Genomic DNA, 16,523 nt, shown 5'->3' with positions numbered 1-16,523 from the left:
TTACGCTTCCAGTCGTTCGTACAGTTCCAGCCATTCCGCCTCCAGTGCCTCCTTCTCGCGGCGCAGTTCGGTCTGGCGCTGTCCCAGTCGCATCATCTCCTGGGTCGGACCATTGTAGGTGGCTGGATCGGCCAGCTGGAGTTCCAGCGCCGCCAGTTCGCTGTCGATCGTGGCGTTGCGGGTTTCGATCCGCTTCACCCGCTGGCGCGAGGTCTTTTCGTTTTCGCGCAGAGCAGCGGCGTTGCGGCGGCGTTCTTCCGGTGTTTCCTCCGGCACGATCTTCGCCACCGGCTTGGCCGCCGCTCCGGCCTTGGCGGCCTTCTTGCTGGTCGCACCGCGCGTGCGCAGCCACTTGGCGTAATCGTCAAGGTCGCCGTCGAAGCTTTCCACCACACCGTCGGCGACGCGCCAGAAGCTGTCGCAGACCATGCCGAGCAAGTGCCGGTCATGCGAGACCAGCACCAGCGCGCCGTCGAAGTCGGCCAGCGCATCCGCCAGCGCCTCGCGCATGTCCAGGTCGAGATGGTTGGTCGGCTCATCGAGCAGCAGCAGGTTCGGCTTGTCCCACGCGATCAGCGCCAATGCCAGGCGCGCCCGCTCGCCACCGGAGAAGCCGTCCACCGACTCGAACGCGCGATCGCCGGCGAAATTCCAGGTGCCGAGGAAGTCGCGCATGACCTGGGTGGCCACACCCGGCGCCTTGTCCATCAGATGGTCGAGCGGACTGGCGCCTTCGCGCAGGCTTTCCACTGTGTGCTGGGCGAAATAGCCGATCTTCAGGTCCTTGTGCGCCTTGCGTTCGCCGCTGAACGGATCGAGTTCGCCGACCAGGGTCTTCACCAGGGTCGATTTACCGGCGCCGTTGGGACCAAGCAGGCCAATCCGCTCGCCCGCTTCCAGACTGAAACGGACGTCACGCAGGACGATATTGAGGCCGTCGTCATCGCGGCTCGGATAGCCGGCGTTGATGTCTTCCAGTTGCAGCATCGAATCGGGTAGCCGCCCAGGCGCCGGGAACTGGAAACTGAAGGGCCGTTCGGCGCGCACCGCCTCGGTGCCGGCCAGCTTCTCCAGCCGCTTCATGCGTGACTGCGCCTGCTTGGCCTTGCTGGCCTTGGCCTTGAAGCGGTCGACAAAGGACTGCAGATGCGCCCGCTCGGCCTGCTCGCGCTCATGCGAGATCTGCTGCTGGCGCAACTGCTCGGCGCGCAGACGCTCGAAGGCGCTGTAATTGCCGGTGTACAGCTTCGCCTTGCCGTCGTTGAGGTGCAGCGTGTGGGTGATCACGCCATCGAGGAATTCGCGATCGTGCGAAATGATCAGCAAGGTGCCCTGGTAGCGGCGCAGCCATTCTTCCAGCCACAGCACGGCGTCGAGATCGAGATGATTGGTGGGTTCGTCGAGCAGCAGCAGATCGGACGGACACATCAGGGCTCGGGCCAGGTTCAGACGCCCACGCCAGCCGCCGGAGAACTCCTTGACCGCGCGCTCATGCGTTTCCGGCGGAAAGCCCAGGCCATGCAGCAGGCGACCGGCGCGTGCGCGACCGTCGTAACCGTTCAGTTCTTCGATGCGGTGGTGGGCTTTCGCCATCGCCTCCATATCGCCACGCTCGCCGGCATCGGCCTCGTCGCGCATCGCCTCGGCCAGTTCCTCATCACCGCCCAGCACATAGTCGATCGCCGCGTCAGGCAGCGCCGGGGTCTCCTGCGCCACCGAGGCCAGCCGCAGCTTGGCCGGCATGTCCAGTTCACCGGCATCGCTCTCCAGCTTGCCCTGCAAGGCAGCGAACAGGCTGGATTTGCCGCAGCCATTGCGCCCGATCACGCCCAGGCGCCAGCCACTCTGGATCACCAGATCGATATCGGAAAGCAGCAGGCGGCTGCCACGGCGCAAGGCAAAATGTCGGAAGGAAATCATTGAAAACAGGTGTCCAGGGCGGGAAGCGGTCGTCCGCAGCCGCCCATGATAGCGGCGAAGGCGCTATTCTCGCCGTGTCAGCTGCTTACAGCCCGTGAGATGCCGAATGTCCAACCCATCGCAACCGGCGCCCATCGGCATGGTGCAATCGATACAAATGCTTGCCACAGAGTGGCGTAGTCGACATTGTGCATGCCACAACGTAGCGCCGCCCAGGTAGTTCTGCTACAACGACGCCGCATACAGCCTTGTCTGGAGAGGGGAGCCATGGTCAAGTTCACGTACAGTCTGCCGATCGTCGCCATGCTGATCGCTGGCGCCACCTTTGCCACGCCACAGACGGCCATCGCGGCCGGTGGCGACAGCCTGCTGATCCATCGCGTGCAGGAAGAAAAGGGCATGAATCTGCCCAGCCGCGGCATGAGCATGGCCCAGGTCGAACGGACCTGGGGCGCTCCGCAGCGGAAGTTGTCGCCACGGGGTGGCGACACCCAGAAGCATCCGCAGATCAATCGCTGGGAATACCCGAATTTCATCGTGTATTTCGAGCATGAGCATGTGATTCACTCGGTGCTCAACACGCCGGCTGGTAACAACACCAACCCGACCGCCGTCAACTGACACAGTTTTTCGACCCGCGGCCTGTGGCGACACGGGCCGCGTTTTTGTGTGTGCGGCAATCACCTCGTCGTACAATCCGCAGTCCGGCGCCTGCCCAGGCACCTCCCCGATTGCACGAGATATCCCCGCATGACCGACCACTCTTTGCGCCTGCCGGCGGAATGGGAGCCGCAGGCCGCGGTACTGATCGCATGGCCACATGCCGACACTGACTGGGCCGAGCGTCTGGCTGCCGTGGAAACCACCTACGTGGCGCTGGCTGCGGCGGTCACCCGCTTCCAGCCGCTGATCATCGTGGTCGCCGACGGCGTATTGCATGTCCACGTCGAAAACCTGCTGAGCAGCGCGAAAGTCGATCTCGCCCGCATCCGCTTCGTCGAGTTGCCGTATGACGACACCTGGCTGCGCGATTCCGGCCCAATCACCCTGAAAGCCGGCAGTGACGGCTTCCAACTCACCGACTTCCGCTTCACCGGCTGGGGCGGCAAGTTCGGTGCCGAGCAGGATGACGCACTGATCGCCGGGCTGGTCGATGCCGGCGTATTCGGCCATGCCGCGCACAAGCGCATCGACTGGGCACTGGAAGGCGGCGGCATCGAGAGCGATGGCGCAGGTACTGTGCTCACCACCTGGCGCTGCCTGGTGCAGCGTCATCCCGAGCAATCGCGCGAAGAGATGAGCGCGATCCTGCGCGACAGCCTGCACGCCGCACGCGTGCTGTGGCTGGACTACGGCTATCTAGAAGGCGACGACACCGACGCGCACATCGACACGCTGGCGCGCTTCGCGCCGGGCGAGCGTATCGTGTTCCAGGCCTGCGACGATACCAGTGACCCACATCACGACGAACTGCAACGGATGGGCGCCGAACTGGCCGCCTTGCGCACCGTCGATGGTCGCCCGTACCAGCTCTACCCGTTGCCGTGGGCAAAGCCGATCCTGGATAAAAGCGGCCTCGACGAAGGTCGCCGCCTCGCCGCCTCCTACGCGAACTACCTGATCGTCAACGGCGCCGTGCTGGTGCCGGCCTATGGCGACCCGGCCGATGACGAGGCCGCGCGCATCATCGGTAGCGCCCATCCGGGCCGCGAGATCGTGCAGGTGCCCTGCCGCCCGCTGATCTGGCAGAACGGCAGTCTGCACTGCATCACCATGCAGCTGCCGGCCGGTCTGGCCTGAGTTTTGTCGGCATCCGCTAAACTCCGCGGGTTGCCCGTACGAACAGTCAAGTCAGGATCGAAGCCGATGACCCGCAAGACCCTCAAGGTCGCCCTGCTGCAGGAAACCGAACGCGGCAGCCGCGACGCCAACCTCGACGCGATCGAAGCCGGCCTGCGTGAAGCGGCCGCAGCCGGCGTCGAGCTGGTGTTGCTGCAGGAGCTGCACAACGGCCCGTATTTCTGCCAGCACGAGTCGGTCGAGGTCTTCGATCAGGCCGAGACGATTCCCGGCCCGGGCACTGCCCGCATCGGCAAGCTGGCCGAGGAGCTGAAGCTCGTGGTGGTCGCCTCGCTGTTCGAGAAACGCGCCACCGGGCTGTATCACAACACCGCGGTGGTGTTCGATCGCTCGGCCGCGATCGCCGGCAAGTACCGCAAGATGCACATCCCGGACGATCCGGCGTTCTACGAGAAGTTCTACTTCACGCCGGGCGACCTCGGTTTCGAGCCGATCGACACCTCGGTCGGCCGGCTTGGCGTGCTGGTGTGCTGGGACCAGTGGTATCCGGAAGCGGCGCGCCTGATGGCGCTCGCCGGTGCGGAACTGCTGCTCTACCCCACCGCGATCGGCTGGGACCCGAACGACGTACAGGCCGAGAAGGATCGCCAGCGCGACGCATGGATCACCGTGCAGCGCGGTCACGCGGTAGCCAACGGCCTGCCCTTGCTGTCGTGCAACCGCACCGGCTACGAGGCTGATCCCTCCGCTGTGGGCGCCGGCATCCAGTTCTGGGGCTCCAGCTTCGTCGCCGGTCCGCAGGGCGAGTTCCTCGCGCAGGCTGGGACCGACGCTCGCGACTTGTTGCTGGCCGAGATCGATCTGGTGCGCAGCGAACATGTGCGACGGATCTGGCCGTTCCTGCGCGACCGCCGCATCGATGCCTATGCCGACCTGCTCCGGCGTTTTCGTGACTGAAGCCGCACACCCGCGCGGCTTGTTCCACATGGCCGGCGTCCCCATGCTTGGATTTCCCCTTGAGACCGGCCTGCTGATCGCATGAGTGTTCCCGAAACCGACCTTGCCCTGTTGCCTGCCTTGCAGGGCCAGCCGATCGAGCGCGTGCAGCGTGACGGCGTGGAATATGTGGTGTTGGGCACCGCGCATGTCTCGCGCAGCAGTGTCGACGCCGTCGAAGCCCTGCTCGCGCATGAGCATTTCGATGCGGTGGCGATTGAGTTGTGCGACAGCCGCGCGCAGAGCATGCGCGATCCCGAGGCGTTCAAGCAGATGGACCTGTTCAAGGTGATCCGTCAGGGCAAAGCTGGCATGGTCGCTGCCAGCCTCGTGCTGTCGACGTTCCAGAAACGTCTGGCCGACCAGTCCGGCATCCAGCCCGGCGCCGAGATGAAGGCGGCGATGGATGGCGCCGATCAGCGTGGCCTGCCGCTGTGGCTGATCGACCGCGAGGTCGGCACCACGCTCAAGCGCGCCTGGCACAGCGTCGGCTTTCTGCAGCGTTTCGGCCTGCTCGGCGGCCTGCTGGCCAGCGTGTTCGAGCGTGAGGAAATCGATCAGGGCGAGATCGAGAAACTGAAACAGGGCGATCTGCTGGAAAGCGCGTTCAGCGAATTCGCCAGCGAATCGCAGCCGCTGTATCAAAGTCTGATCAGCGAACGTGACGCGTTCATGGCTGCGCGCCTGCGCGAGGACGCGACGCGTTCGGCGACCAGTGAGTCGCGACGCGTGCTGGTGGTGATCGGTGCGGGCCACCTCAAGGGCTTGTGCGAACTGCTGCGCACGCAGCAGGATGATCCGGCCACCAAGGTCGCCGAACTGGCCGCCACGCCACCCAAGGCACGCTGGCCGAAATGGCTGGCTGCGGCCGTGGTGCTGCTGGTATTCGCCGCCATTGCCTTCGCCTTTCATCGCAATGCCGCGCTGGGTACCCAGGCATTACTTTCATGGGTGCTGTTCACCGGTGGCTTTGCCGCGCTCGGCGCTCTGGCTGCCGGCGGTCACCCGCTCAGCATCCTCGCCGCCTTCATCGCCGCACCGATCAAACCGTTCCGCCCCGGCATTCCCGCAGGCGGCATCAGTGCGATGGCCGAAGCCTGGGTACGCCGCCCGCGCGTGGTCGACTTCGACACCTTGCGCGACGACATCGTGCACTGGAGCGGCTGGTGGAAGAACCGCGTCGCGCGCACTCTGCTGAACTTCTTCCTGGTCAGCGTGGGCACGATCATCGGCGAGTACAGCGCCGGCATCCACATCTTCAAGAGTCTGCTCTGACCCGCACAGCAGCAGTCGCGCAGGTATTGGTGCCCGGAGCGGGGGTCGAACCCGCATAGCCTTGCGGCCGAGGGATTTTAAGTCCCTTGCGTATACCAGTTTCGCCATCCGGGCTGGATGTCGGAGCGTGTTGCAGGCAGGGCTGCAAGCGGCGCGAATCGTAGCATGCGCGGCTTACAGCTCGGCGTTGAACCATCGGGCAACAGTAGCTGCATCCGCATTCACCATAAGATAACGAGCATTTCAGCATGCTTCGAGCCTTCCAACCAGCGTGGAGGTCGTTATGGGAATTCTGGATACCTTGGGTGAAGTTGTTGGTGCCGTGGCCGCTGTCGAAGGCGCAGAAAAACTCGATCCGAACGCAGGCCTCCTGACGAAGGGCATCGCAGCGGTTGCCGGCTTCAAGGGCGCTGGTGCGCTTGAGGAACTCGCCGGCAAGAAGGAAGGCGAGACCGAGGCCGATGCGCAGGCTGCCGACCCGCAAGCCTGATATTCCTGACGTATATCTCCGGGCCAGCCACCTGCCAGTGGCTGGCCCTTTTGCTGTCTGGCGACAAGGATAAGTCACCCCGCGTATGCGACAGGCGGAACCACGGCAAACCATCGCTCCGACCGTACCTTTGCCCTTCCGGAATGTGCCATGCGACCCATGGCATATCATGGAAAGTCGGGAATATATTCGGCTGTCAGCCAGGCGTGTCCGCTACGTTTCGGTCGGATAAATCCACTGCCCAGTCAGCTTGAAGGATGCAGTCATGAGACAGAAAAAATTCCTTGTACTCGTTTCGCTCTCGGCATTTGGCTGGAGTCATGCCTGCTTTGCCGATGACCTGTTCGGCATTGCGATGAAACAGCCTCTGAGCGTGCAGGAATGCATCGCACGACAAGGCTCGTACCTGCCGGATGATCACTCGCAATGCTTCAAGTGGCCGGCTGCCTCGGCAAAATCGGAGGCGCCGCCGCGCGACGGGACGATCATCGTCAACGTGCCACTGCAGGATCGACCCGATTTCATGAGCGGTGCCGATGTCGAAGTCGGCCTGAAAGCAGGGCTGGTGGTCAGTCTCTCGGCCAGGACGCATGGTGCTGAGCGGGATACCCGGGATCTCGAAGCGCTGGAACATGCTTTCGGCAAATCGGATCCGCAGTATGTGTTCGATGGACTCAACTCCTACCAATCGATACGTGCAAACTGGCAACTCGCCGATGGCAGCACGGTGTACTTCAACAGCTCGGAATTCGGCAGATATAACGGGCTTGTACGTATCCAGGCACCCTGACCTTCCCCATGGAACGCGGCGAACTCACTGAGTGATCAGTGCGGAGACAGCCATGGACGGCCTCCTGTTTCTGGCCTGCCCGGGGGAATTTGGCCTGGCGCGCGAGCCGAACCCGGGAAATGCAGGGACGCGGGTTTGCATGAGATGGCTACGTGCGACAATGAGACACCACGCAGGCAATCCATCTACATACATCCCATGACCGCCCCCAAAGACGCATTCCGACGCTTTCAGGAAGAACTCGCCGCACTCGACGGCAAGGATCAGCAGCCATCGAAAGCATCCGGCAGCACGAAAATCGATCAGGCAAAGTCTGAATTCCTGGCGCTCCAGAAGCGCTACAAGCTGACCGTCGCCGATGTCGTGGCCTTTTTCCCCGAGGAAGAAGGAATCGCGTATTTGCAGCAGCTCATCTCCGCGAACGAAGCCAATTCCTCGCGAGCGAAGAAACGCTAGGAGTCCCTCGGGCTTGAAGCGGATCGTAGCCAGGACGACTTCGGACCGACAGCGGACGTTGAAGCAGGCCTCTCATCTGGCCCGTATCACCATGGAGAAATCATCTCCGGGTTTGCTGCTTCTTGCCCTGTCGGTGATGCGGCCGCGCCGCCGCAGTTCGGCAATCGGCACGCTTCGATCCAGGGCGCCCACCTTGTAGAGATACTCCGGCAGATAGCCGGTCAGCAGCAGACGGAAGTCGCGCGGCAGACCAGGTTCGATCTGTTTGGCCATGCGATAGACGATGGTCGTGCAGTTCGAGGTGATCGTGTTGTAGAACGCCGGCGTGATGGCCAGCTTGTTCGCGGCGTGTACGTAGGACAGGAACAATGCGCGCATGGCTGCCTTGTCCATGCGCAGCGGATACAGATAATCGTCCTCGCCGCGCACATTGGTGCGCACGCGGATGATGTCGCGCTCGTCGGCGGCAACCAGGATGGTTTCGAACTGCTTGAAGAAACCGCCGATCGCCGAGTACTGCTGGCCGCGTTTCCTGCGGATCTCCACCGAAAAGACCACGTGGCTGCCATCGTCGAAGCCGAAGGAGATCATCGCGTGCGCGATCGCCGCACTGCCCCAGTACGACAGCACGGCATCGGCCGTGGCCAGATGATCCAGATCGTAATGACGGGTTTCCCAGCGCGCGTCGTAGTCGTCGTCGGTGCGCCAGCTGAAGTTGCGCACGTTGTTCAAGGTGACCTGGCTGCCTTCCACTGTGCCGGTGAGCAGATGGGAGGTGTCGTCCGCCCAGACCCGCTGGTTGGATGGCGCGATCGTGGTCCACCAGAGCAACAGCACTGCATAAATCACGGCGTAGAGGCCAAGCGGAAGCCAACTGCGCCGGTTGATCGCGAAAGTGACGAGCGCGATCACGCCAGTCACCCAGAGCGCGCTGCCGATCGTGCGGGTGGCCAGATTGCCGGGTAACTGATACCAGAGCGCAAGAGTAGCCCACGCGCCCGAGCAGAACGTGCCCAGTGCCATCACGGCGATGAGCGCCATCTTGCCGATCATCCGGGGCTTTTTCAGCATGTCGTTTCCGTCTGGTCGGCTCATGCTCCAAGCGTGCAGCTTTGGGCGCGCGAAGACAATGCATGACTCCCGCATTGACGGGATGCCTGCGCCGGATCGACCACAAGAACTCCCCGCCATGGCTACAATCCCGCAACCACCTGGCTGAATGGACAAGGACGCAGCATGAAACGTGGAGCGCACGCCTGGTCCTTGCGATGCGTAGTCATCGTCGTGCTGCTCGGCCTTCACGGCTGTGCGATGGTCGATGTGAGTCGCGTCAAGACACACGACTACATCAACGAACGGCGTGCCGATGTGATCGGCGCCAACCGGCTGAGCGACCGCACGGTGCAGGCACTCAACGTGGTGGCGCTGACGGTCGACAGCTGCCAGCACGAATTCTCCGCCTGCACGGATACCGTGGCGCGCACGCCGGGACTGAACGACGAGCAGCGATTGTCCGCACTTTCCGAGCTCTGGCTGGCCAAGGCAATCCGCACCGACCGTGCCAAGACCGGCGCCGCGATGGAGGACCAGACCCTCGATGCATTCCTGCAGACCGCACGCCATGCCTATGCCTACCTGTTCTATACCGCACGCGCGCCGGCCGACCGCGCCTTCGCGCTGCGCCAGGTGCAGGTGATCGGGTTCTACAACTTTGCCGTGCAGCGCGCGGTGAGCCGCTTTTTCCAGGAACTGCCGCAACTGGGCGCGCAATGGACGCAGACCTCGCTGGCAGGCTGGACGGTGATGCGCCCGCAGACCGACCTGCGACTGGCCGATAACGCACGCATGCCAACCGAGCTGATTCCCGCAGCCGACCTGCGCTTCAAGGGTTTGCGCAATGTCTACCAGCGCGACGGTTTCGGTTCGGACTTCGTCGCCGTCACGCCGCCCGAAGCACCGAACGACGACGTGTCATGGCGCGAACCCGACTACGCATCGATGACCGGCGCGCTGGTCTTCGATGGCAACACGCTGGACCAGGTACTGGCGACGAAGCAGGTGCGGCTGCTGGTCCGTGATCCCTACCGCGACGACACCATCACGATCGCCGACCGCACTGTGCCGCTGGGCGCCAACTTCACCGCCGCCTATGGCATCTGGCTGGCCCGCTCCGGTTTCGCCAGCCAGTCGATCCGTTCCCTGCTGGGTCGCGAAGGCGGGATCACGACACCGCGCGTGCTGATGATGCAGCCGTACGATCCCGACCGTCTGACCGTGGTCATGCTGCACGGGCTGGGCAGCAGCCCGGAAGCGTGGATCAATGTGGCAAACGAAGTCATGGGCGACGAGGAGCTGCGTCGCAACTACCAGGTGTGGGAGATCTACTACCCCACCAACGCCCCGGTCGCGGTCAACCTCGCCAATATCCGCAAGGCACTGGATGCCACGCTGCAGCACTTCGATCCATCCGGCCACGCACGCGCATCGCAGAACATGGTGCTGATCGGGCACAGCATGGGAGGCCTCATCGCGCGCCTGCTGGTGTCCTCGAGTGGCGACAAGCTGTGGAGCCTCGTGCCGGCGCGCGCCGATCTGTCGCCGGCGAAACGCGCCCTGCTGCACGAACGCCTCGCGCCCTATCTGCAGTTCACGCCGATGCCGCAGGTAACCCGCGCCGTCTTCCTGGCCACCCCGCATCGCGGTACGCCCTACGCCCAGCACCGGCTCGCGCGCTGGATCGGCAATCTGGTCCGCCTGCCCCTCAGTGTGCTGAAGGAAGTGGCCAGCCTGTCCGATCTGCTGAAGGACGATGCCAACAAGGGTTCGCCGCTGCGCATCCCCAACGGTATCGACAATCTCAGCGACACCGACCCCTTCATCGTCGCTGCCGCGAACCTGCCGATCTCGCCGCGTGTGCAGTATCACACCATCGTCGGCGTCTACAAATCGAAAGGCCCGCTGCAGGACAGCAACGACGGACTCGTGCCCTACAAGAGTTCGCATCTGGCCGGTGCCGATTCCGAACTCGCCGTGCCCTCATGGCACAGCGTGCAGGAAACGCCTGCAGCGATTCTGGAGTTACGCAGGATTCTCAGGCTGCATGTGACGGCATTGAAGGAAGGCCGGAGCTGATTCGCACGATTCCCTTACGGGATCCACATAACCCCGCTCATCCGGAACCAACACATCAGCTATTCTCGAATCTCGGCATGTCGATGAAAACCACCATCAGCTATTCATGCTGATGGTGGCTGGAATCACCCGTGCTGACTGCCCTTGGCTGCAGGTGCAGGTGCAGGTGCAGGTGCAGGCGTCGCGGGCGCAACAGGCGTGATTGCCGGGTTGTTATTCATCGGATCATTCGACATTGACTTGGTGGTCTGGTCCATCGACTTGTCACGCGCATCGTAGACGGCAGCCAGGTCCTTTGCCGTTTTCAAATGATCGTTAAGTGACGGCAGTGTGGTCTGCGCGAATTGGCGAACATCGGCATCCTTCCCGCTCTTGTTCTCCTGGGTGAACGTCTTGATCGTCTTCTGATGATCCTTGACCATGTCCTTCAGCCAGGCCTGATCAAAGGCATCACCACTCTTCGTCTGGAGATTCTTTTCTTCCTTCTTGGCATCGCCCGAAGGTGTCGTGAACAGCGTTACCTGCTTGTTCGCCGCCAACGTCTTGAGCTGATCATCTGCTTTGGTGTGGTCATCGACCAGCTGCTGTGCCAGCGCTTTCACCTTGGCATCCGAGGATTGAGCCAGGGCCAACTTGCCCATGTCGATCGCCTGCACACCCTCTGTCGAGGCATCCTGCATGAACGTGGTATCGATCTTGTCTATCGATGTGCTTGTTGATGCGGCTCCCGCAGCATGCGTTGCAGCGATCATCACCATGCCGCTGAAAAACGCAGTAGCGAGTTGCCTTGTGACACAGCGCGTATGCATGCCAGTCTCCTGATGCTCAAAGCACAGATCAGACTGAAGCTTCTGGAAAGAGAATGTGATGGTCACGTGTGAATCATGCGACAGCCATCCATTCGCAAAATCCTACTGCGTCGCTCCCACCACCGGCAGGCTGATGAAGCTGGCTTCGCCCGGCGTGTGCCAGATGCGCTGGGTCGCTTTCTGGTAGTCAGCTGGCTTGGCGTCAAAGATGTTCGGCACGTAAGTCTGCGGATTGCGGTCATACAGCGGGAACAGGCTTGACTGCACCTGCACCATGATGCGGTGGCCCGGCATGAATACATGATTCACCGTGGGCAGACCGAAGCGGTACGGCAGCGGCGTATTCGCCTCGATCGCCTGCGGATGCTCGAAGCTGGTGCGATAACGACCACGGAAGATGTCCAGCGAAATCGGCAACTCGTAGCCACCCATCGTCGGGTCCGACGGCACGGTATCCGGATACACGTCGATGATCTTCACCACCCAGTCGCTGTCGGTGCCGCTGGTCGAAGCGACCAGGTTCACCTGCGGCGCACCGCCGAGATGCAGCGGCGCTGTCAGCGGCGCACTGACATAGGTGAGCACGTCCGGGCGGCCGTCGACGAAGCGCTGGTCGTTGAGCAGCCAGCGTTTCCAGGCCACGTCATCGGCGAACACTGCCGGGCGTGGTTGGTACGGCACAGGCTTGGCCGGATCGGAGACATATTCGTCGTACTTGGCGTCGCTCGCCGCCGGTGCCCGAAACGACAGGCTGCCATCTGCCTCCAGATACAGCGGCTGCGATTTCGATGCACAACCCTGCTCGCACGACAACGGCCAGTGCGTGAAACGACCCCAATGGTTTTCGCCGGTGTTGTAGATCAGCACCGGCGGCGTGTTTGCTTTCGGCGCGCCATCGACCAGGTATTGATTGAAGAACGGCAACAACACGTCGCGACGGAATTGCAGCGCCGTGTCGCCGTCCCAGTGCATCGGGCCCAGGGTGCTGGCTTCGTAGTTCACCTGGCTGTGCCGCCACGGCCCCATCACCAGGTAGTTCATGGTGTTGGTGGTGTCTTTCGGCTCCATCGCCTCGTAGCTGTGGATGGCGCCCCACATGTCTTCCTGATCCCACAGGCCCTGCAGCCACATGGTCGGCACCTTCAACGGCTGCGTGGCCATGATCCTGTCCAGCGCCTGCCCCTGCCAGAACGCATCGTAGGCAGGGTGTTCGTGGATCTTGCGCCAGAACGGCAACCGCTCCAGTCCCGCGGCCCGCGCGTAGTCGCCGGTTGAACCCGCGCGCAGGAAGTTCGTGTACTCGTCGTAGGCATCGCGCGGGATCGGCTTGCCCTCGCCTTTCTCGGCGGTCTGCTCGGTGATGTAGTCGAGGTTGATCTGGCGGAAGGCACCGTAGTGGAACCAGTCGTCGCCCATCCAGCCATCGACCATCGGACTTTCCGGCGCAGCCACCTTCAACGCCGGATTCGGGTTGATCAAGGCCATCACCACGGTGAACCCCTCGTATGAGGAACCGAGCATGCCGACCTTGCCATTCGACTCATGCAGGTTCTTCACCAGCCAGTCGATGGTGTCCCAGGCATCGGTGGATTCATCGACCTTGCCGTCGTTGAGCGGCCCGCGCAGCGGCAGCGTCATCACGTAAGTACCCTCGGAGCCGTACTTGCCGCGGATATCCTGGAACACACGGATATAGCCTGCCTTCACGAACACTTCGTCGCCCTGCGGCAGGGTATCGAGCATATGCGGCGAGAGCATGCGCGCCGTGCGTCCGCTGGCGTCGTACGGCGTGCGGGTGAGCAGGATCGGCGCATGCGTGGCACCTTTGGGCATCACGATGACGGTATGCAGCTTCACGCCGTCGCGCATCGGGATCATCACCTCGCGCTTGACGTAGTCGTACGCCGAAACAGGCGCCGTGTAGCTGGCCGGAATATCCGGTGTAAGCGGCGCGGTTTGCGCCTGAACACTGATTGCGGTCAGCGTGCCGGACAGGGCGAGGACGAGTGGCAGCAAGGCGATGCGCATGGGTGCTCCGATCGGGAAAGCCATGGCCGATCCCGTGGCTGGATGAGCGATACGCGCGGGTGCGCGACCGCATGACTTTATCGGTATGCGCTCCCGCTTCCCAGCCATGACTTCCAGCACAGTCCCGACGCACTGCCATGAGCGGTAGCAGGCAAAGCTCTGCGACATCCTGTTCCTCAGGCCCAGGCAGCATGCGACAAATGAAAGTCGGCCTAGGACTTGAAGCAATCTTCTGGTGAAGCAAATGATGGCATCGCATGTCGCAGGTCAACTTTCCGGCCAACCGTCGTCACGAGGTTGTTGTCGATATTCAGGCATTGATCCGCGATCGCTGCCACGCCGGCCCGGTGCGATACCACGATCAGGATCGTCTGCGGCAGACGGCGCTTCAGCGCTGAAAGAACCACGATCTCGGAAGCGGCGTCGAGCGCGCTCGTAGCCTCATCCAGCAAGGCCAGGAAAGGCTGCCGCAAAATGACCTGGGCGAGCATCAGCCGCTGCAGCTCGCCGCCGGAAAGTCGGCTCGACGAGCTGTGCAACGCCGTGTCGAGTCCGTGCTGCGACCCATCCAGCCGCCTGTCGAGACCGACGTCCATCAATGCACTCTGCAGCATCTCATCGGTGGCTTCGGGCGCAGTCCACAGGAGGCATTCGCGTACGGAATGCTGCCAGGGCCGCACATTCTGGCTGACGTAGGCACCATGCCGCACGAGTTCGCGGTACTCGTCAAAATCGATCGGCTGTCCACCAGCGCGTGCTGCAAAATCCTCCGGCGTCATCATGCCTGCCAGGACATCGACCAGACTGCTCTTGCCGATGCCGGAGTCACCCGAAATCAAGGTCAGTTCGCCGGGCACCAGCAGCAGATCGCCGACATCGAGACCGGCGACTGGCGGTATCAACCGCATCCGCTCGATATGCAGCCCGTTGCTGGAAGTCGTCTTGCGCGACGGCACAACCGGCGAACGGTCGGGATCGAGATTCATGTAACGCTGCCAGAGTTCGAATGCCGGAGCGGCCGAACGCAGCTGCTGAAAGCTCTGCCGGGTCGACACCAGATAGGGCAACAAACGTCCGAGCAACAGGCACACCGCGATGAGCGACGACTGGTCGATCCCGTGCCAGCGGTGGGCCAGCACGAAGAGTGCTGCGATCCCGACCGCCGCCAACAGCTCGAGCATCAACCGTCCGGAAGCCATCAGTTCCAGCTGACGCCTGTAGCCGTGGCACAACCGGGCGGTGATGGCACCATAACTGGCTTTCTCCATGTCCTCCTTCTCGAACGAGCGGACGTGGCGCAGGCGCCGCGGAAAATCCTCGCTGTGCCAGAACAGCCGTGTCATGTCTTTAACATACTCACGGCAGACCAGTGCTTGCTCGCGACCATAAGCCCGTGACGCAATCAGCCCAAAAACCGCGAGCAGCGGTGCCGCCAGCATCAATGGTGGCGATACCCAGAACGCGAAGCCGAGGCTGACGGCGGCGCTGACGCCGGCGATCAACAATTGCTGGAGCGCGCTGAAACCCTGGACGATAACCTCGACGTTGTGGGTGAGGACGTTGGCGATTTCTGCGGACGTCGAATCCGCCAGTGACGTCAGGGGAGCGTCGATCAGGCGTGCATGAACCCGACTGCGCAGGTTCATGCCATAGCGACCCACCAGGCGCGCGCCAAGACGCGCCGCCTGCCAACGCACCAGGGCAAAGACACTCATCGATGCGGCGAAGATGACCGCCTGCATCTCGACACTGCGACGCGCGTTGAACAACGCGCCGCCGAACGGCAACGTGTGCCCCGGCTGGACCAGTGGTACCAGCAGCACTGCCGCAAGACTGCCGGCAAACGCCGCGCCCAGCGACAACACCACATACGCCGCCGTTTCCGCCAGCTCGACACCAGTGAACGTGCGCAGCAACGAATGCAGCAGACCGTGGGCTCGATCGGATGCTGGCGACGACTCGCCTGGCATCTTTACGGACTCACACTGCTGGCCGGCAGCATCGGCCGCGGCTTCGATGACGCTTCAAGGCGATTCAGAACAGCACCACTCCCGAGCCGGATTGCCCATATCGGTAAGTGCAGCCGGCAGAAGAAAAGGTTGCGCACCGATGGCGCAGCCCGCCGGTGGCAACAGTCGAGCAGCGACGCGGAGCTTCAATCCGGCGTCGGACCGTCGACCATCGCCCTCCCAGAGTCGAACCTGGCTACGGCGTCTTGCCTGCCTGCAGGCCCTGCACGATGGCCAGCGAGCGCTTCACATGCTCGTCCGGCCGAAGATGATCCGTCTCCGAGGAAAGCGTGGCGACGATCTTGCCATTGCTTGCAATGACGAAGGTCGTGCGGGAGATAAAGGCATGATCGATCGCCACACCACGTACATCGTTCATGCCCGACTGCGCTGCGACGGTCTTGAGATCATAGGAAAGCGCGATCTTGACGTCAGCATCGGAGGCGACCGGAAACTTGCCCGCGCAATATTTCGGATCAGCCGAAAAGGCATCGAGACGCTCGATGCTGTCAGCCGACACACCGATGATGGTCGCGCCTGCCGCGTCGAACTTGTCGCGGTTTGCTGCGAAGGTATGCGCTTCGAGATCGCAACCTCCCGTATAGGCCGAGGGGTAGAAGTACACCACCACCGGTCCCTTCTTCAGGGCGTCGGCGAGAGAGAAAGTGAAAGCCTTGCCTGCCTGGCTGGCCTGGGTCGTGAATGTAGGTGCCACGACACCGGGTTTGAGTGCGGCAAAAGCCGGCATCGCCGAAGCCAGCGCCACCAGCGCCAACGATCCTGCAAAACGCTTTTTCATTTTTGAGACCCTCATTGGA

Annotated in this window: 14 protein-coding genes and 1 tRNA gene; 8 read left to right on the top strand and 7 right to left on the bottom strand. The window is 62.7% G+C overall.

Going from position 1 to position 16,523, the window contains the following annotated elements:
* Window positions 1-1,920 carry an ATP-binding cassette domain-containing protein gene (locus B0E51_RS06320; protein ID WP_077444035.1) on the bottom strand — a complete coding sequence of 640 codons (1,920 nt, stop codon included), beginning with the start codon at window positions 1,918-1,920 and terminating at the stop codon, window positions 1-3.
* A gap of 267 nt (window positions 1,921-2,187) precedes the next feature.
* On the opposite strand from B0E51_RS06320, the gene B0E51_RS06315 reads away from it, so the two are divergent.
* The 4 genes from B0E51_RS06315 (at window position 2,188) to B0E51_RS06300 (ending at window position 5,991) form a co-directional block, all read left to right on the top strand.
* Window positions 2,188-2,541, top strand: coding sequence for a hypothetical protein (locus B0E51_RS06315; protein WP_077444033.1), 354 nt, complete (start codon window positions 2,188-2,190; stop codon window positions 2,539-2,541).
* A 129-nt stretch (window positions 2,542-2,670) separates the two neighbouring features.
* Entirely contained in the window at window positions 2,671-3,720 is a 1,050-nt protein-coding gene (locus B0E51_RS06310; RefSeq protein WP_077444031.1) for an agmatine deiminase family protein, read from the top strand.
* Window positions 3,721-3,786: 66 nt separating this feature from the next.
* Window positions 3,787-4,677, top strand: coding sequence for a carbon-nitrogen hydrolase (locus B0E51_RS06305; protein WP_077444029.1), 891 nt, complete (start codon window positions 3,787-3,789; stop codon window positions 4,675-4,677).
* Window positions 4,678-4,758: 81 nt separating this feature from the next.
* Complete coding sequence (locus B0E51_RS06300) at window positions 4,759-5,991, top strand: TraB/GumN family protein (protein WP_077444027.1); 1,233 nt, start codon at window positions 4,759-4,761, stop codon at window positions 5,989-5,991.
* Between the two features lie 27 nt (window positions 5,992-6,018).
* On the opposite strand, the gene B0E51_RS06295 is transcribed toward B0E51_RS06300, so the two are convergent.
* A tRNA-Leu gene (locus tag B0E51_RS06295) sits at window positions 6,019-6,105 on the bottom strand.
* 169 nt (window positions 6,106-6,274) lie between these two features.
* On the opposite strand from B0E51_RS06295, the gene B0E51_RS06290 reads away from it, so the two are divergent.
* From B0E51_RS06290 to B0E51_RS06280, 3 genes are all read left to right on the top strand, one after another.
* Complete coding sequence (locus tag B0E51_RS06290; RefSeq protein ID WP_077444025.1) at window positions 6,275-6,481, top strand: hypothetical protein; 207 nt, start codon at window positions 6,275-6,277, stop codon at window positions 6,479-6,481.
* Window positions 6,482-6,746: 265 nt separating this feature from the next.
* A complete protein-coding gene (locus B0E51_RS06285; protein ID WP_077444023.1) occupies window positions 6,747-7,271 on the top strand; it encodes a hypothetical protein in 525 nt (174 codons plus the stop codon).
* A 198-nt stretch (window positions 7,272-7,469) separates the two neighbouring features.
* Window positions 7,470-7,727, top strand: coding sequence for a hypothetical protein (locus B0E51_RS06280; protein ID WP_077444022.1), 258 nt, complete (start codon window positions 7,470-7,472; stop codon window positions 7,725-7,727).
* Between the two features lie 72 nt (window positions 7,728-7,799).
* Here the strand turns inward: B0E51_RS06280 and B0E51_RS06275 are convergent, their stop codons facing one another.
* Window positions 7,800-8,798 (bottom strand): DUF4105 domain-containing protein, encoded by a 999-nt coding sequence (locus tag B0E51_RS06275; protein ID WP_254424433.1) that lies wholly within the window; start codon window positions 8,796-8,798, stop codon window positions 7,800-7,802.
* Window positions 8,799-8,963: 165 nt separating this feature from the next.
* Here B0E51_RS06275 and B0E51_RS06270 point away from each other — a divergent pair, with 165 nt between their 5' ends.
* Complete coding sequence (locus B0E51_RS06270; protein ID WP_077444020.1) at window positions 8,964-10,859, top strand: alpha/beta fold hydrolase; 1,896 nt, start codon at window positions 8,964-8,966, stop codon at window positions 10,857-10,859.
* A 125-nt stretch (window positions 10,860-10,984) separates the two neighbouring features.
* On the opposite strand, the gene B0E51_RS06265 is transcribed toward B0E51_RS06270, so the two are convergent.
* From B0E51_RS06265 to B0E51_RS06250, 4 genes are all read right to left on the bottom strand, one after another.
* Entirely contained in the window at window positions 10,985-11,734 is a 750-nt protein-coding gene (locus tag B0E51_RS06265; protein ID WP_143525809.1) for a DUF4142 domain-containing protein, read from the bottom strand.
* Window positions 11,735-11,770: 36 nt separating this feature from the next.
* The gene (locus B0E51_RS06260; RefSeq protein WP_077444338.1) at window positions 11,771-13,696 is read right to left on the bottom strand and encodes a CocE/NonD family hydrolase; all 1,926 of its coding nucleotides are present in this window, start codon (window positions 13,694-13,696) and stop codon (window positions 11,771-11,773) included.
* A 212-nt stretch (window positions 13,697-13,908) separates the two neighbouring features.
* Window positions 13,909-15,666 (bottom strand): ABC transporter ATP-binding protein, encoded by a 1,758-nt coding sequence (locus tag B0E51_RS06255; RefSeq protein WP_077444018.1) that lies wholly within the window; start codon window positions 15,664-15,666, stop codon window positions 13,909-13,911.
* 235 nt (window positions 15,667-15,901) lie between these two features.
* Entirely contained in the window at window positions 15,902-16,504 is a 603-nt protein-coding gene (locus B0E51_RS06250; RefSeq protein WP_077444017.1) for a peroxiredoxin, read from the bottom strand.
* Between the last annotated feature and the right edge of the window lie 19 nt (window positions 16,505-16,523).

It is taken from the genome of Rhodanobacter sp. C05 (assembly GCF_002001165.1).
GTDB lineage: Bacteria > Pseudomonadota > Gammaproteobacteria > Xanthomonadales > Rhodanobacteraceae > Rhodanobacter.
The sequence above is the reverse complement of the archived record's forward strand: the minus strand, read 5'-3'. Positions and strand labels throughout refer to the sequence as shown.

Excerpts from the sequence above, each read along its gene's own strand:
- B0E51_RS06275 (WP_254424433.1), bottom strand. The coding sequence starts at position 8,798 with ATGCTGAAAAAGCCCCGGATGATCGGCAAGATGGCGCTCATCGCCGTG.
- B0E51_RS06290 (WP_077444025.1), top strand. The coding sequence starts at position 6,275 with ATGGGAATTCTGGATACCTTGGGTGAAGTTGTTGGTGCCGTGGCCGCT.
- B0E51_RS06320 (WP_077444035.1), bottom strand. The coding sequence starts at position 1,920 with ATGATTTCCTTCCGACATTTTGCCTTGCGCCGTGGCAGCCGCCTGCTG.
- B0E51_RS06280 (WP_077444022.1), top strand. The coding sequence starts at position 7,470 with ATGACCGCCCCCAAAGACGCATTCCGACGCTTTCAGGAAGAACTCGCC.
- B0E51_RS06250 (WP_077444017.1), bottom strand. The coding sequence starts at position 16,504 with ATGAAAAAGCGTTTTGCAGGATCGTTGGCGCTGGTGGCGCTGGCTTCG.
- B0E51_RS06310 (WP_077444031.1), top strand. The coding sequence starts at position 2,671 with ATGACCGACCACTCTTTGCGCCTGCCGGCGGAATGGGAGCCGCAGGCC.
- B0E51_RS06285 (WP_077444023.1), top strand. The coding sequence starts at position 6,747 with ATGAGACAGAAAAAATTCCTTGTACTCGTTTCGCTCTCGGCATTTGGC.
- B0E51_RS06300 (WP_077444027.1), top strand. The coding sequence starts at position 4,759 with ATGAGTGTTCCCGAAACCGACCTTGCCCTGTTGCCTGCCTTGCAGGGC.
- B0E51_RS06260 (WP_077444338.1), bottom strand. The coding sequence starts at position 13,696 with ATGCGCATCGCCTTGCTGCCACTCGTCCTCGCCCTGTCCGGCACGCTG.
- B0E51_RS06305 (WP_077444029.1), top strand. The coding sequence starts at position 3,787 with ATGACCCGCAAGACCCTCAAGGTCGCCCTGCTGCAGGAAACCGAACGC.
- B0E51_RS06270 (WP_077444020.1), top strand. The coding sequence starts at position 8,964 with ATGAAACGTGGAGCGCACGCCTGGTCCTTGCGATGCGTAGTCATCGTC.
- B0E51_RS06315 (WP_077444033.1), top strand. The coding sequence starts at position 2,188 with ATGGTCAAGTTCACGTACAGTCTGCCGATCGTCGCCATGCTGATCGCT.
- B0E51_RS06255 (WP_077444018.1), bottom strand. The coding sequence starts at position 15,666 with ATGCCAGGCGAGTCGTCGCCAGCATCCGATCGAGCCCACGGTCTGCTG.